The organism is Haloarchaeobius pelagicus, assembly GCF_051207375.1.
Lineage (GTDB): Archaea > Halobacteriota > Halobacteria > Halobacteriales > Natrialbaceae > Haloarchaeobius.
On the sequence record NZ_JBPJZD010000003.1, the window covers coordinates 1 to 14859 of the forward strand.

The 14859-nt window shown below is 64.9% G+C and carries 10 protein-coding genes and 2 tRNA genes; 10 read left to right on the forward strand and 2 right to left on the reverse strand.

The features are described from left to right. Positions 1-252: 252 nt before the first annotated feature. The 5 genes from ACSC1S_RS18250 (at position 253) to ACSC1S_RS18270 (ending at position 5519) form a co-directional block, all read left to right on the forward strand. The gene (locus ACSC1S_RS18250; protein WP_435365538.1) at positions 253-1068 is read left to right on the forward strand and encodes a DUF7839 domain-containing protein; all 816 of its coding nucleotides are present in this window, start codon (positions 253-255) and stop codon (positions 1066-1068) included. Between the two features lie 680 nt (positions 1069-1748). Beyond that, a tRNA-Asp gene (locus ACSC1S_RS18255) sits at positions 1749-1824 on the forward strand. Positions 1825-2079: 255 nt separating this feature from the next. Further along, positions 2080-2153, forward strand: a tRNA-Glu gene (locus tag ACSC1S_RS18260). A gap of 3 nt (positions 2154-2156) precedes the next feature. After that, a complete protein-coding gene (locus tag ACSC1S_RS18265) occupies positions 2157-2474 on the forward strand; it encodes a hypothetical protein (RefSeq protein WP_435365539.1) in 318 nt (105 codons plus the stop codon). 1575 nt (positions 2475-4049) lie between these two features. After that, positions 4050-5519 carry a TROVE domain-containing protein gene (locus ACSC1S_RS18270; protein WP_435365540.1) on the forward strand — a complete coding sequence of 490 codons (1470 nt, stop codon included), beginning with the start codon at positions 4050-4052 and terminating at the stop codon, positions 5517-5519. A gap of 174 nt (positions 5520-5693) precedes the next feature. Here the strand turns inward: ACSC1S_RS18270 and ACSC1S_RS18275 are convergent, their stop codons facing one another. After that, positions 5694-6515: an IclR family transcriptional regulator gene (locus ACSC1S_RS18275; protein ID WP_435320542.1), complete on the reverse strand. Its 822-nt coding sequence runs from the start codon at positions 6513-6515 to the stop codon at positions 5694-5696. Positions 6516-6763: 248 nt separating this feature from the next. Further along, positions 6764-8011 carry a Zn-dependent hydrolase gene (locus tag ACSC1S_RS18280; protein WP_435365541.1) on the reverse strand — a complete coding sequence of 416 codons (1248 nt, stop codon included), beginning with the start codon at positions 8009-8011 and terminating at the stop codon, positions 6764-6766. 493 nt (positions 8012-8504) lie between these two features. Between ACSC1S_RS18280 and ACSC1S_RS18285 the strand changes: the two genes are divergently transcribed. The 5 genes from ACSC1S_RS18285 to rdfA are packed head-to-tail and all read left to right on the forward strand — an operon-like array spanning position 8505 to position 14813. Beyond that, complete coding sequence (locus ACSC1S_RS18285; RefSeq protein ID WP_435365542.1) at positions 8505-10172, forward strand: ABC transporter substrate-binding protein; 1668 nt, start codon at positions 8505-8507, stop codon at positions 10170-10172. A gap of 6 nt (positions 10173-10178) precedes the next feature. After that, positions 10179-11159, forward strand: a complete 981-nt coding sequence (locus ACSC1S_RS18290) for an ABC transporter permease (protein WP_435365543.1) — start codon at positions 10179-10181, stop codon at positions 11157-11159. Then, on the forward strand, positions 11159-12061 hold the full coding sequence (locus tag ACSC1S_RS18295; RefSeq protein WP_435365544.1) for an ABC transporter permease: 903 nt from the start codon (positions 11159-11161) through the stop codon (positions 12059-12061). Before ACSC1S_RS18290 ends, ACSC1S_RS18295 begins: the two co-directional genes overlap by 1 nt. A 1-nt stretch (position 12062) precedes the next feature. Then, entirely contained in the window at positions 12063-14168 is a 2106-nt protein-coding gene (locus ACSC1S_RS18300; RefSeq protein WP_435365545.1) for a dipeptide ABC transporter ATP-binding protein, read from the forward strand. 39 nt (positions 14169-14207) lie between these two features. Then, positions 14208-14813, forward strand: coding sequence for a rod-determining factor RdfA (gene rdfA, locus ACSC1S_RS18305; RefSeq protein WP_435365546.1), 606 nt, complete (start codon positions 14208-14210; stop codon positions 14811-14813). Positions 14814-14859 lie beyond the last annotated feature (46 nt).

Below are 14859 nucleotides of genomic sequence, written 5' to 3' on the forward strand. Positions count from 1 at the left end.
TTCCCCTTCTTCCCCTTCTCGCGCTCTTCCCCTTCTTCCCCTTCTCGCGCTCTTCCCCTTCTTCCCCTTCTCGCGCTCTTCCCCTTCTTCCCCTTCTCGCGCTCTTCCCCTTCTTCCCCCTCTCGCGCCCAACCCCGCTGCCCCCGCGCCGCGCCGCCCCCAGGATTCCGGGGTCGCCACACGCGGTGGACTTCCCAACTGCAGGCTACCTCAGTGCAAAGCTACTTGTGTTCGACCTTCCAAGCCGAAACGATGCCCGAGGACGCCGCCGACACGGACGAACTGAGCGTGCTCCAGAGCAAGCGCAACGCGACACAGTACCAGATACTGTCCCAGATTGCCGAGCGCCAGCCGGCGGTGAGCCAGCAGGAGATCGCCGACGAGATCGGGGTGACGGCCCAGGCCGTCAGCGACTATCTGCAGAACCTCGTCGAGCGCGGGTTCGTGACCAAACACGGTCGCGGGCGCTACGAGGTGACGAAGGAGGGGGTGGACTGGCTCATCTCGCGGACCGAGGACCTGCGTCGGTACGTCGACCACGTCTCCGAGGAGGTCATCGGTCAGGTGGACATCGAGACGGCCATCGCGACGGGGGACATCGCGGAGGGTGAGTCGGTGTCGCTGACCATGGAGGACGGGGTGATGCACGCATCGCCGGGAGACGATGGGTCGGCGACGGCGGTCGCGGTCACGAGTGCGACCGTGGACGAGGACGTGGGGGTCACCGACTTCGAGGGGGTGCTCGATTACGACCTCGGGACGGTGACCCTGGTATCGATTCCGCGCATCCAGCGCGGTGGGAGCCGTGAGGTTCCGACGGAGGTGCTCGTCGAGCAGGCAGGTGGGCACGATTTGCTGGCCGCAGCCGGGACGGAGGCGCTGGTGGCGTGCCGGTGCGCCGGACAGGAACCAGAAATCCGTTTCGGAACTGCCGAGGCGGTGACCGAGGCAGCGACGAAGGGACTCGACGTGTTGCTCGTGGTCGTAACCGACGAACTCTCACGGCATACCGACCGCCTGCGTGACGGCAACATCGGGTACGAGGTCGTCGACGCGGCCGACCACTGAGCTGGGCGACAGCCACACCTCACTCTCTGTAATCCGTCGTTCACGGGACCCCCGGTTCCGCTGGCAAGAACCCGTGCGTACACGCGGGAATCAATAATTCGGACGAGTGACCTGTCGACTACGTATTACTCAAGGGAATCAGATAGCTTCAGATGCGTAATGGGGGTTATACCGGTATATTTAAGTAGTGTCTTCTGGTAGATGCTGATACCTCATTAGCACGGCTTTCCAACCCGTGCAGGGGTGATCGGCATGATTCAAACGAAGACCACCAATCCGGTGCTCGCCATGACTTCCAGTGGCGAGTCCGCCTATGCCAATGGGACGGGTGATGCCCTCCCTGTCGGCCGCCAGTGCGGCACTGGCAATATGGGCGAACGCACCGGGTACGTGGCCTTCACCGGTCGCCCCGCCGTTCGGTCCGTCTCTGCCGGTGCCGCATAAGGCCGTTTCGTGGCTCTGGGCGTTCTCTCGACCTCAGCTGTCGAGGTGACGCCATGCGCGCCGGTGGACGGGTTCTCTGGATCGAACGGAATTCGTTCCACGACTCACCATCGGCGGGTCACGACTCTGGTCTGATAGGTACTCGGTAGTGACGGTTCCGTGATGAGTGCCAACAGTCGCGAGTGCTGGCTCGCGTGGCCGCCCCTGTGTCACGCTACCGTCGCTCGTACACGCTCGCCCAGCTGGTGTAGCCAGGCTGGATCATCGACCCCTGTCGCGGGTCGGACGAGGGTTCGAATCCCTCGCTGGGCGCTCGCCCCCTGCGTGGGGCGCGATGCTCGCTGCCGGGGCACACCGCCTCGTCGCAGAGAGGCATCGCTGTCAGCCGCTGGGGTTCCCCATCAGAGACGGCCGCGGGCCGGAGAACCGGCGATGGGCTCGCGCCCGAGGTGTGGGAATCCCGGGACCTGGTCGGGAGGCGGTTCCCGTCGCCCGGGTCTCGAAGCACGCCCTCACGCGCCCGTACCCTTTCGTCCTCGGTGGCAGCTGACGCTGCGCCGGGGACCTGCTCCCGTGGTGTAGCTGGACAATCACACGGCCCTTTCGAGGCCGGGACCCGAGTTCGAATCTCGGCGGGAGCACTTATGGCACAGACTCGTCTCAGCCACGAGACAGCCGTAACGGCACACCTGCGCGTCCGCGTTCCCGACGGCGCACCGGGCGACCTGATGTCCGGCGCTGCGACCGTCATCGCCCGTATCGACGACCTCGACGCGGTCGATGTCCAACGTATCACCGGTATCACGCCGAGCCTCAACGCCATCGAGGTGGACGTCGAGGTGACCGTTACGCTGCTGTCCGAACAACCCGACGACAGTACCGTCCGAGCCGACCTGGAGGAGGGCTTCGGTGTCGAAGCCGTCCACGAGGTCGCAATCGAATCCCAGGCCGCCACGGCCTGAGCCTGGCGTAGCGCGGCCGTCCCATAGCCATAGTCATCCCACCTGCCGACGCTGCCATCCCTTGCTGACGCTGGCGTGTTCGCGAGGCGAACACGCCGCTCGCCCGGGTCACTCCGGGCCCCTCCATACGTGCGGGGCGATAGGATAGTACACTTCTCTCCACACAGCTATTCACTGCTGTCAGTGCGAGTCGTGGAGTTCCTTCGGCACATTCCATCTGGTCGCAAACCAGAAGAGGCAGGTTCGAATCCTGCTCGCCCCGTCGAGGTGCGCGAACGACAGTGAGCGCGATGCGGTGCTGCGAGGAGGTCGAATCAGGGAGGGGTCGAGAGACCTTGGTTCGATTCCTGCTCGCCCCTTCGAACCGTGCGAACGGCAGTGAGCACGGTGAGCAGATGCGAGAGGGTCGAGTCAGGGAGCGGTCGAGAGACCGTGGTTCGATTCCTGCCCGCCCCGTCGAGGTGCGCGAACGACAATACGCAGGCCTGACGGCCTGAAACAACCGAACATCCTACACAGTGTAGACAGTGCACACCGTGTGAAATTCGCAAACTGCCGATGACGCCGCGAGGCCGAGGCACCTGACACGGTCGCGCATCGACGTGCGCGACGGTCGTGGTGGGTTCGACTCCCACCCGTGTCCTCCGGAGTCGAGGCCTGCACACTCGACTCCCGCCGCGGGCGGTCGTGACGAGACCGATGCAGGGCTGGTAGCCGCGACACAACCCTCCACACGTATTTTCACCGGCAGGCCGGTGCGAGTCGTGGAGTTGCTTCGTTCCTATCGAACGTTCCAGGTTCGATTCCCGCCATGGCCGATTGTGACGAACAGACGTGAGGAACAATCGGCGTCGGAGAATCGAGCCCTGCGAGTCGCAGCTGGGAACGGCCCGGAGGGCCGCACGCCCAGAACGTCTCGCTCTGGTTCGATTCCTGGCGCAGCGACGCTCGTCACGGGGACCCGCGCGTCGGAGCGGTAGCGTCTCCGGACCGGTATTCGCCACTGGCGCGAGGTCTGGAGCTACTTCAGTGGCCAACGTAGGTTCGAATCCTACCCGCTCCGCTCTGCTGCTGGCAACTTTCACCGGAAACGAGGTGTGCTGGCAGTCGAGGAATCGCGGGCCAGACACAGCCAGGTCAAGTGCAGCCGACTTGTAATCGGAAGATTGCGGGTTCGAATCCCGCCCGGCCCTTTCACTCTCCGGCGACCGACAGGGAGTCGTGAGATGAAGCGAGGGATTCGAGCCCTACGAGTCGCAGCCCCGGACCGTCTCGTTCCGGTTCGAATCCCGCCCGGCCCTTTCACTCTCCGGCGACCGACAGGGAGCCGTGAGATGGAGTAGCCAACTGTGATACACCTTCTCACGACGGCTGAAAACTTATTACGAAACCAACATTCTTTGGAGACACGGGGCGAGCGGGAGCGATACTTCATCCTGACCCGGCCCGAACGGGCCACGCTCCCGCGGTTTTCCCCGCACTTCCACAGTTTTCCATACCGGGGTCGCAGTTTCCACCCCGAACGCGCTGGTGGGCGCACGGCCAGCGATGGCCACCTTTCCCACCGTGATAGCGATGAATTTCAACCGCACCAGTTCGACCGATGCACAGCGTACGACCAACTTCGAGGGTGCGGAGGCGTACCAGCCGGAGAGTCCGGAACTGGGCCTGTACAAAGTCGTCGTGAACAACCTGCTCGAGGACAGCTTCTACGAGTCCGACGAGGACCGGCTGCGCAAGCTCGTCCGGCGGTTCGATGCGGCGGCTGACGAGGACCCGGAGTTCGTGCTCAAGCTGGCGGCGTACGCCCGGACTGAGCTGTACCTCCGCGACGTCTCGAACCTCCTGCTCGTGCTCGCAGCACAGCACGAGGAAGCGAAGACGTACGTCCGTGAGTACGCGCCGCGGGTCATCCGGCGCGCCGACGAACTGACCACGGTCACGGCGATGCAGCTCGAACTGTTCGGGAAGCCGATTCCCAAGCCGCTCAAGAAGGGTATCGCGGACTCGTTTCACGAGTTCGACCGTTACCAGTTCGCGAAGTACGACAACCGCAACCGTGCGGTGAAATTCCGCGACGTGATGAACCTCGTCCACCCGAAGCCCGAGACGCCGGAGGAGGACGAGGTCTTCGAGCGGCTCGTGCTGGGGGACCTCGACGACCATCCGGAGGTCCAGCCACTCGACCCGCCCGAGACGTGGGAGGTCGTCATCTCCGAGAAGGGGAACACGCCCGAAGCGTGGCGGGAGGTCCTGCCGAAGATGGGGCTGTTCGCCACCATCCGGAACCTCCGGAACATGCTGGCGGCCGGCCTCGATGGGGCAGAGATCCTCACCGAGGAGGACCTCGAGTACGTCCGTGACTCGATGCTCTACCCGTTCCGGTTCTACCAGGCCTACGAGGCCGTTACCACGGCAGGGATCGCGGACGAGCACACCGAGCGCTGGCTCTCGCGCGCCGTCGACGCGACGGCGACGAACCTGCCCGACGACCTCGGGAACACGTTCGTCGCGGTCGACCTCTCGGGGTCGATGGACTCGCGGCTTTCCGGGCGCTCCGAGATGACCTACCTTGAGATCGCGTCGTTCTTCGGCGCGGTCCTGCAGGCACAGGGAGCCGACGTGGGTGTGTTCGCGAGCGACTTCGACACGGTCTCGACGCACACCGACACCCCCACCCTGGAGCGCGCCCGGACGATTCGCGACCAGCGCGTCGGTGGGGCGACGAACGCGTGGCTCGCCTTCCAGCATCTCGTCGAGAACGCGGCCGAGTACGACCGCGTGGTCGTCCTGACGGACGTGCAGGTCTGGGACTCCACGTGGGGCTCGGACGAGAGCGTTCGCGAGTGGTTCACCCGCTACCGCGATGCGGTCGCGCCGGACGCGAACCTCTACATGGTCGACCTGCAGGCGTACGGTGACCTGGCGACGCCCGAGGGCCACGACGGCGTCTACAACATCTCCGGGTGGACCGCGGACATCGTCGAGTTCGTCGTGTACGCCGAACGCGAGGACGCGGTTCTCGACGAGATTCGAGGGTTCTGAGTGCGTGAGGGCGGCTTCAGCAGCGCAAACCCCTCTCTGCTCCGTTCTCGATGTGCACACGACCGGTTCGCGGCGAATATCGAGGAACGACTTTACGGCGGTAGGGCTGTAAAACAAGTCGGCAGTCATGTGCTTTACAGAAGTAGGCTTGTAAAGCAAATGTTGGGTCGCGGCTCAGTTGAAATCGGGAAGCTCGGTGTCCGTGTCGGCCATATTGATGTTGACCTCGATGATGTTCGCCGTGCTCGTGACGGCGTCGACGATGCGGTCGTGGTAGGCCGGTTCCTGCATCCGGTTGACCGGGCCGGAGACCGAGACCGACCCGAGGACGGTGTCGTCCTTGTCGAGGACCGGCGCGCCGATGGCCTGCAGTCCCTTGATTTCCTCCTCCTCGTTCGTCGCGTAGCCCTGTTCGCGTATCTGTTCGAGTTCTGCGAACAGCTCGTCCGGGTCCGTGATGGTGTGTTCCGTCTTCGCGGAGAGACCGTACTCGTCGATGATTCCCTCGACGCGCTCGTCGCCGAGGTGGGCCAGGATGGACTTGCCGGTCGCCGAGAAGTGGAGGTAATCGGGCTTCTGGAGCTTGTTGGTCTGGTAGTCGCGGCCGACCGCCTTCTCGCCCTGCACCTTGTACAGGTTCACCCCGAGGCCGTGTTGCTCCGTCGCGAGGTGGGCGTACTCGCCGGTCTCCTCGGCCAGCTTCTCGATCTCCTCCTTGCCGTGGTGGTAGAGGACGTGCTGGTTCCGGACGAATTCGCCCAACAGCAGGAACTGCAGTCCCAGTCTGTAGGTGTCCCCCTCCTTCACCACGAAGTGCTCCTCGCGGAGCGTCGAGAGGTGACTGTAGACTGCGCTCTTGGACATGTCGAGGTGGGTGGCGAGTTCTGTGACGCCTGCCCCGTCCAGTTCCTCCAGGACTCGGATGATGTCGCACGCACGCGAGACTGTCTTCAGGGTCCGTGACGGTTCGCCGCCGGTGTTCGCTCGCCCTGCCATAGCAGGAGGCAGAGCACGGATTCGCATAGGTGTTCCCGTTATGTGCATCGCACCCCGAGCTGAACGCCCCGTCTGTGTCGTCGGTTTTCGATGGACTCACCGACGATACCCTACTCACGTCCTGCGATTCTCTGCGTTCTCATTTCGAGAACGCTGGTTGTCGTTCTCTGGGGTGGCTGAGCTGGTCACAGGCCGAGATACGCGGTGCTCACGGCGGAAGACGGCGTTCGTTGGAAGAGAACAGGTGGTCAGTCGCTGGCGAGGTGTGCGATGGCACCGGCGAGGACGCGGGTGGCGGCCGCGCAGTCCTCCCAGTCGGTCCACTCGGTGGGGTTGTGGGAGATGCCGTCCCGGGACGGCGCGAACAGGAGGCCGGCGTCGGTCACCTGGGCCATGAACATCGTGTCGTGGGCAGCGCCGGAGTGCATCGCCGTCGCGGCGACGCCCGCGGACTCGCTCGCGGCACTGAAGGCGTCCCGGACCCGGTCACTCATCGGGACGGGGTCGCGGTGCCATGGGCGTTCGAAGGTGATCTCGACGTCGCGGTCCTCCTCGATGCGGGCCAGGCTGGCCCGGGCCCGGTCCACGATGCTCTCGATGGCGTCCGGGTTCACGTCGCGAACGTCCAGGCTGAGGTCGACGTTGCCCGGGATGACGTTCGGTGCGTTCGGCCCGACACCGACCTTGCCGACGGTCCCGACCGCCGACGAAGACTCGACGGCGACCGTCTCGTTGGCGGCGTCCTCCACGTCGAGGACGAACTCGCTGGCGGCGGCGAGGGCGTCGGCGCGCTGGCCCATCGGGGTCGTCCCGGCGTGGTCGGCCTCGCCCGACACCTCGATGGCACATCGCGAGAGGCCGGTGATGCTCGTGACGATGCCCGCGGCGATGCCGGCGTCTTCGAGTCGGGTGCCCTGTTCGATGTGGAGTTCGAGCCAGGCATCCCACTCGCTGGCGTCGATGGCTCCCTCACCGAGGAACCCGATGTCGTCGAGTGCCTCGCGAAGGGTCTGGCCGTCGTCCGACAGCTCGTGGGCCTCCTCGACGGTCATGTCCCCCGCGGCGACCGCCGACCCGACCAGTCCACCCCCGAAGCGCTGGCCCTCCTCCTCGGTGAGGGTTACCACTTCGACGGGACGAGCGAGTTCGATGTCCGCCTCCTGGATGGCCCGGACGGATTCGAGCGCGGCGTACACTCCGAGCGGCCCGTCGAAGATGCCTCCCTCCGGCACCGAGTCCAGGTGGCTGCCCGCGGCGACCGGGTCGGCGTCGGGGTCGGCGCTCTCCGGGACCCACCGTGCGACGATGTTCCCGACCGCGTCGACGCTGACGGTCATCCCGGCATCGCGACACCGCTCGATGAAGAACTCCCGGGCCGCCCGGTTCGCGTCGGTCCCCGTGAGGACGGTTCGTGCGTGACCGTCCTCGACCGGGACCGAGCCGAACTCGGCGTTCGATTCGATGTCTCTCCGCAGCCGTGCCTCGCTGACCTCCATGCTATCAGCTATCTATGGAACCCGTACTTCACTGTTTCTCTACACACCAACAAAACAACATCTTGACAAGTATGTTCACCGTCCGCCTGCCCGCACGCCCCCGGGCTTGCACGACGCTCGCTCGCTGTGCCCGCGCGTTCCGGCCGTCTCGTCGGTTTTCTCGGCGGTTGCCCCGGACTCGCTCCATCTCGGGCTGGTCGGGGAGCTGTGCACCGAGCACGCTTCGATGGCGCTCGGATGGTCGTCCCGACTCGGGGGTGCGAGGCAGGCGAGTTGCATGTTACCGATGACCAACGCGACCCAGCTGTATGAACATCTATTTTCTCGGATTAATCCAGAGTATTTTCGGACGTTCGTTTTATTCTAGAGGAGGATCCGTACACTCACGGGGTGTATTAGGGTAATTTCAGAGGGGGGATGTTAGAAGAGTATTAATATTGCCTTGTCTATAGCTCACCATAGCTTTATTATCTATTACTCAGACGGTGTTTGTATGTCACGGGATAGCAGTGGGTGCAGCAATAGTGACAAGGCAGAATCGTACCGTAAATTCCGTCGCCGTGGCGTCCTCGGCGCGACCGCAACAGGAGCCCTCGGCCTCGCGGGCTGCCTCGGCGGTGGCTCCGGTGGAGACGACGGCGGCGACAGTGGCGGCGGTGGCGGTGGCAACGACGACGGCGGCTCCGGTGGCGACGGCGGTAACAGCGGAACCCCGCAGTCCGGCGGCACGCTCCAGTGGGGCGGCGCAGTCCCCGTTCAGGGACTCGACCCGCACCTCGAGAGTGCAGCAGCGACGGCCCGCGTCCTCGAGAACATCGTCGAGGGCCTCGTCAAGCTGAACGACGACTACTCGTTCTCGCCACATCTCGCGAAGTCGATGGAGACCTCCGAGGACAACACGAAGTTCACCTTCGAACTCGAAGAGGGCGTCACCTTCCACAACGGGAAGGAGATGACCTCGGCCGACGTGCTCGCGTCCTACAAGCGCGTCAAGAACAACGAGAAGTTCCTCGCGAACGGCTTCATGCAGAACGTCGACTCGATGGCGGCACCTGACGACTACACCTTCGAGCTCACGCTCAAGGAACCCCTCGCGCCGTTCATCGCGAAGATGTCCACCGAGGAACTCGCCATCCTGCCGAAGGAGCAGGCCGAGAAGGGCGAGATCAAAGAACCCATCGGCACCGGGCCGTACAAGTTCGAGAGCCGTGAGATCGAGACCTCGTTCACGATGGCGAAGAACGAGGACTACTGGGACGACTCGATCGACGGGCCGTACCTCGACAAGGTCGTCAAGTCCGAGGTCACCGACCCCAGCGTCCGCCTGCAGTCGTTCAAGGCCGGCGAATACGACTTCATCAACGGCATCCCGCCGAGCGACGTCGAGCGCGTCCAGAGCGACGACAGCGTCAACTTCCAGAAGAAGTTCCCGAAGGCGCTCGTCTACCTCGGCCTGAACTGCAACGAGGAACCGTTCGACAACAAGCACGCTCGGCTCGCCCTCGACTACGCCATCGACAAGGAGAAGGCGACCGAGGCAGCGCTGTACGGGACCGGCCAGGCGACGGCTTCCCCGGCGGCCCCCGGCAGCCCGTGGGTCAACGAGGACATCCAGCCCCGCGAGCGTGACATCGACAAGGCCAAAGAACACCTCGAGAAGGCGGGCATGCCCGACGGCTTCTCCGTCTCGTTCAAGATTCCGCAGTCCTACCCGGCACAGGTCCAGGCCGCACAGGTCATCGCCGACGACGCCAGCGAGGCCGGTATCGAGCTGAACATCCAGAAGATCACCTGGAGCACCTGGCTCTCGGACGTCTACTCCAAGCAGAACTTCCAGGCGACCACGTCGAGTTACCTCGCGCTGTACTACCCCGACGTGTCGTTCTACAAGTTCCTGCACCCGAACGGGGCGTTCTTCTTCACCGGCTGGGAGAACGACGAGTACAACACCCTCGTCGAGGACGCCCGCCGGATGTACGACCAGGAGGCCCGTGCCGAGAAGTACCAGAAAGCCACCGAAATCCTCCACGAGGAGCGCGCAGGCCACCTGTTCCTGTTCTGGCAGGCGAACCTGTACGGTGCACAGCCCAACTACAAGGGCGACATGGGCACGGCCGACGGCTCCACGCTGTCGTTCGCTGACAACTACCTCGAACAGTAGGCACGAATGTCCCTCGCAAGTTACCTCGTGAGACGGGTCGGGTTCTTGGCCGTGACGCTGCTGCTCGTCACGGTCATCACCTTCGCCGTCACCAACATCCTCCCCGGCGACGTGGCCCTGCTCATCCTGGGCCCGAACGCCAGCGAGGAGAAGCTGCAAGCCCTCCAACAACAGATGGGGCTGAACAAACCGCTGTACACCCAGTACTTCGACTGGTTGGCTGGGCTGTTGACTGGCGACCTCGGCAGCTCGCTCAAGTTCGGTGAGCCCGTCTCGGCGCTCATCGTCGAGAAGCTACCGCGTTCGCTGATGCTCGCGGTGGGAGCGACCGGCGTCGCGGTCTTCCTCTCGATTCCGCTGGGCATCATCGCGGCGTACCGGCAGAACGAGTGGCCGGACTTCGTGGCCTCGACGTTCGGGTTCGTCGGCGTCTCCATCCCCATCTTCCTGTGGGGGCTGGTGTTCATCCTGGTGTTCGCCATCTGGCCCGCCCAGTACTTCGGTATCGACTTCTTCCCGACGACCGGCTACGCCGCGCCGTCGGAGGAGGGCTGGGGGATGACGTTGCGACACCTGGTGCTCCCGGCGACCTCGATGGGCTTCGCGCTCACCGCGTACATCATGCGGATGACGCGCTCGTCGATGCTAGAAGTCCTCTCCGAGGAGTACGTCAAGCTCGCCCGGGCGAAGGGCATGTCCGAGTGGGTCGTCGTCATGCGTCACGCCTTCCGGAACGCCGTCATCCCGGTCATCACGGTCGTCGCGTTCCAGTTCGCCTACGCCTTCGGTGGCGTCGTCGTGCTGGAGCAGGTGTTCTTCTGGCCGGGTATCGGCCGGCTCACCCTCACCGCGGTGAAGGCGCGCGACATCCCGCTGTTGCAGGGCTGTATCATCGTCATCGCGCTGATGTACATGATCTCGAACCTGGTCGCCGACGTGCTGTACGCCTACTTCGACCCGCGTATCCGCTACGGGGGTGAGAACTGATGTCGACCGAGACGAGTCGTAGCAGCTTCCTCTCCATCGAGAAGGCAAAGCTGGAGCGCATGAAGCGGTTCTGGGCACAGTTCCGCGGCAACACGAAGGCGATGGTCGGACTGGTGCTGGTGCTGGCGCTCGTCGTCACCGCCGGCATCTCGACGGTGACCATCTCGAAAGAGGACATCTCGCAGACGAACATCGAGCAGCGTTCCGAGGCACCGTCGCTCGAACACCCGTTCGGGACGGACGAGCTCGGGCGCGACATCCTGTTGCGCGTGCTGAAGGGCAGCAGCATCTCGCTGTACGTCGGCTTCGGTGCCATCAGTGGCGCGTTAGTGGTCGGGACAGCTATCGGGGTGTTCGCCGGCTACTACGGCGGCCTCGTCGACGAGATACTGATGCGGGTGATGGACGCCGCGATGGCGTTCCCACCCATCCTGCTGGCCCTGGCCATCATGGTCGTCATCGGCCCACAGCTCAACAACGTCATCCTCGCGCTGGCGTTCGTCTACACGCCGTACATCGCCCGCGTCGGGCGGTCCGCGGCGATCTCCGAGCGCAACGAGGAGTACGTCGAGGCGGCCGTCGCCCGCGGTGAATCCGACACCCGAATCGTCTTCAGCGAGGTCTTGCCGAACTGTATGGCACCTTTGCTGGTGCAGGCATCCATCAACGTCGCGTTCGCCATGCTGGCGGAGGCGTCGCTGTCGTTCCTCGGCCTCGGCGCACAGCCGCCGACGCCGTCGTGGGGCCTGATGATAGCGAACGGCCGGAAGTTCATGCAGACCGAACCGTGGATGATAATCTTCCCCGGGCTGGCAATCGCCATCACCGTCTTCGGGTTCAACATGCTCGGTGACGGCCTGCGCGACGTGCTCGACCCGAAGGTCGATACGGAGGAGCGCTAAGATGAAAGACCCAGTACTGGAGGTGAAGAACCTCCGCACGGAGTTCAAGACCGGCGCGGAACCGGTCGTCGCGAGTAACGACGTCTCGTTCACGCTGCACGCTGGCGAGACGATGGGACTGGTCGGCGAGTCCGGGGCCGGGAAGTCGGTCACGGCACGCTCGCTGCTCCAGCTCATCGACAAGCCGGGGCACATCACCGGGGGAGAGATCCGCTACGACGGTGAGGACCTGCTCGAGCGGTCGAAGAAGGAGATGCAGGACATCCGGGGCAAGGAGATCGCCCTCGTCCCGCAGGACCCGATGACCTCGCTGAACCCCGTCCTCACGGTCGGGAGTCAGATCGTCGAGACGGTCGAGCGCCACCAGGACGTGACCGAGGAGGAGGCCCGGGAGATCGCCATCGAATCGATGCGCGAGACGGGGATTCCGGACGCCGAAGACCGGTTCGCCGACTACCCGCACGAGTTCTCCGGTGGGATGCGCCAGCGCGTGCTCATCGCCATCGCGCTCTCGTGCCAGCCTGACGTCATCATCGCGGACGAGCCGACGACCGCACTCGACGTGACGACGCAGGCGAAGATTCTCGACCTGCTGAACGAACTGCAGGAGGAGAAGGGCGTCGCCATCCTGATGATCACGCACAACCTCGGCGTCGTCGCCCAGACCTGCGACACGGTCGGGGTGATGTACGCCGGGAACCTCGTCGAGAAGGCGGACATGGACGACCTGTTCGAGCGCCCGACCCACCCCTACACCAGGGGACTCATCGACTCCATCCCGCAGACCGACCAGGCGTACGACGAGCTGCCGACGCTCGACGGCGCGATGCCGGACCTCACGGAGCTGCCGGAGGGCTGTAACTTCGCGCCGCGGTGTCCACACGCCACGGCCGAGTGTCGTGAGGGCGGCGACCCCGAGCTCGAGCACGTCGACGGGACGAGCTCGACGGCTGCCTGTGTCCACGCGAACGAACTCGACCTCTCCGAGGGTGTCGAGGCCGATGGCCACGCCGCCGGTCGAGCCGACGTCGACCGGTCCGGCGAGCCGCTGCTCGAGGTGAACGACCTGAAGAAGCACTTCGACGCCGGGGACAGCTTCCTCGACGGCCTCACGCTGTCGACCGACGGCGGCCTGCCGAGCATCGAGCGCCAGAAGGTCAAGGCGGTCGACGGGGTCGACTTCGAGATCTACCCCGGCGAGACCGTCGGGCTCGTGGGCGAGTCCGGCTGTGGGAAGTCCACGGTCGCACGGACCATCCTGCAACTGCTCGCCCCCACCGACGGGGAGGTGTACTTCGACGGTCACCCGCTCCACGAACTCGACGACAGCGACGTCCGCAGCCTGCGCGCCGAGTTCCAGATGATCTTCCAGGACCCCCAGAGTTCGTTGAACCCGCGCAAGACCGTGGGTCGCATCATCGGGCGGGCCATGGAGAAACACGACGTCGCGACCGGCCAGGAGAAGCAAGAACGGGTCGCGGAGTTGCTCGAACGCGTCGGGCTCTCGGCCGCGGCCGCGGACAAGTACCCGCACGAGTTCTCGGGCGGGCAACAGCAGCGCATCGCCATCGCGCACGCGCTGGCGGTCGAGCCGAAGCTCATCGTCTGTGACGAGCCGGTGTCGGCGCTGGACGTCTCCGTGCAGGCCCAGATCCTGAACCTGCTCAACGAGGTGCAGGAGGACTACGGACTGTCGTACCTGTTCATCTCGCACAACATCGGGGTCGTCAAGCACATCTGTGACCGCCTCGCCGTGATGTACCTCGGCAAGATCGCCGAGTTCGGCACGGTCCAGGAAGTGTTCTCGCCGCCGTTCCACCCCTACACGGAGTCGCTGCTCTCGGCGGTGCCACACGCCGACCCGACGAAGCTCACCGACCGCATCCTGCTGGACGGGACGGTGCCGAGTCCAATCGACCCGCCGTCGGGCTGTCCGTTCCGGACACGGTGCCCGAAGAAGATCGGCGAGGTCTGCGAGACCGACGAGCCGGAACTGGAGTCGGTCTCTGCGACCGGCCATCGCATCTCCTGTCACCTCTCGGAGGCGGAGATGAGCCAGCGAGAGTCCTACGTCGCCGACGCGCCACAGAGCGCACAGGGCGACTAGCGAAACCCCTTTACTCACATGTCGTTCAGTTTCGAACAGATGACCGACGGACAGGTCTGTGACTGCAAGGTCGGTCGCGTCGCCGACGAGTTCGACATCGCGGGCGTCCACGAGTCGCTCGCCGACCGCTGGGTCCGTGACCGGGACGACTACAGCCTCCGCGAACTCGCGCGCTACTTCGACGAGCGCGTGCTGACGGCGGCGATGCGGGCCGCGGGCGAGGACCCGCTCGGCCACGAGGTCGCCTCGACGTACGAGGCGCTGACCGACGACGCAGTCTCCAGCGGGGAGCGCGTCCAGGTCGAGAACCGACTCTCGCGTGCGGGACTCGACGTGGGCGCGCTTCGCGATGCCTTCGTCTCGCACCAGTCGGTCCACACGCACCTGCGCGAGTGCCTGGACGTGGAGAAGGAGACCGGCCCCGACGGCGACCCGACGGACCGCGCGAAGGACACGCTGTTCGCGCTCCAGAGCCGGACCGAGGCCGTCACCGAATCGACGGTCGACTCCCTCGCGAACTCGACGCTCGCGCTCGACGACTTCGACGTGCTGGTGTCCGTCTCGGTGACCTGCGGGGAGTGCGGACGGTCGTACCAGGTCGGCGACCTGCTCGACCGCGGCGGCTGCACGTGTAAGCAGTCCTGACACCGATTCGAGACAAGACTTTTTTGCCATACCACTCGAGGTTACG

What these genes read in the sequence shown, in the direction of transcription:
- ACSC1S_RS18290 (WP_435365543.1), top strand. Translation starts at nt 10,179, where the DNA reads ATGTCCCTCGCAAGTTACCTCGTGAGACGGGTCGGGTTCTTGGCCGTG.
- ACSC1S_RS18275 (WP_435320542.1), bottom strand. Translation starts at nt 6,515, where the DNA reads ATGGCAGGGCGAGCGAACACCGGCGGCGAACCGTCACGGACCCTGAAG.
- ACSC1S_RS18265 (WP_435365539.1), top strand. Translation starts at nt 2,157, where the DNA reads ATGGCACAGACTCGTCTCAGCCACGAGACAGCCGTAACGGCACACCTG.
- rdfA (WP_435365546.1), top strand. Translation starts at nt 14,208, where the DNA reads ATGACCGACGGACAGGTCTGTGACTGCAAGGTCGGTCGCGTCGCCGAC.
- ACSC1S_RS18270 (WP_435365540.1), top strand. Translation starts at nt 4,050, where the DNA reads ATGAATTTCAACCGCACCAGTTCGACCGATGCACAGCGTACGACCAAC.
- ACSC1S_RS18280 (WP_435365541.1), bottom strand. Translation starts at nt 8,011, where the DNA reads ATGGAGGTCAGCGAGGCACGGCTGCGGAGAGACATCGAATCGAACGCC.
- ACSC1S_RS18300 (WP_435365545.1), top strand. Translation starts at nt 12,063, where the DNA reads ATGAAAGACCCAGTACTGGAGGTGAAGAACCTCCGCACGGAGTTCAAG.
- ACSC1S_RS18295 (WP_435365544.1), top strand. Translation starts at nt 11,159, where the DNA reads ATGTCGACCGAGACGAGTCGTAGCAGCTTCCTCTCCATCGAGAAGGCA.
- ACSC1S_RS18250 (WP_435365538.1), top strand. Translation starts at nt 253, where the DNA reads ATGCCCGAGGACGCCGCCGACACGGACGAACTGAGCGTGCTCCAGAGC.
- ACSC1S_RS18285 (WP_435365542.1), top strand. Translation starts at nt 8,505, where the DNA reads ATGTCACGGGATAGCAGTGGGTGCAGCAATAGTGACAAGGCAGAATCG.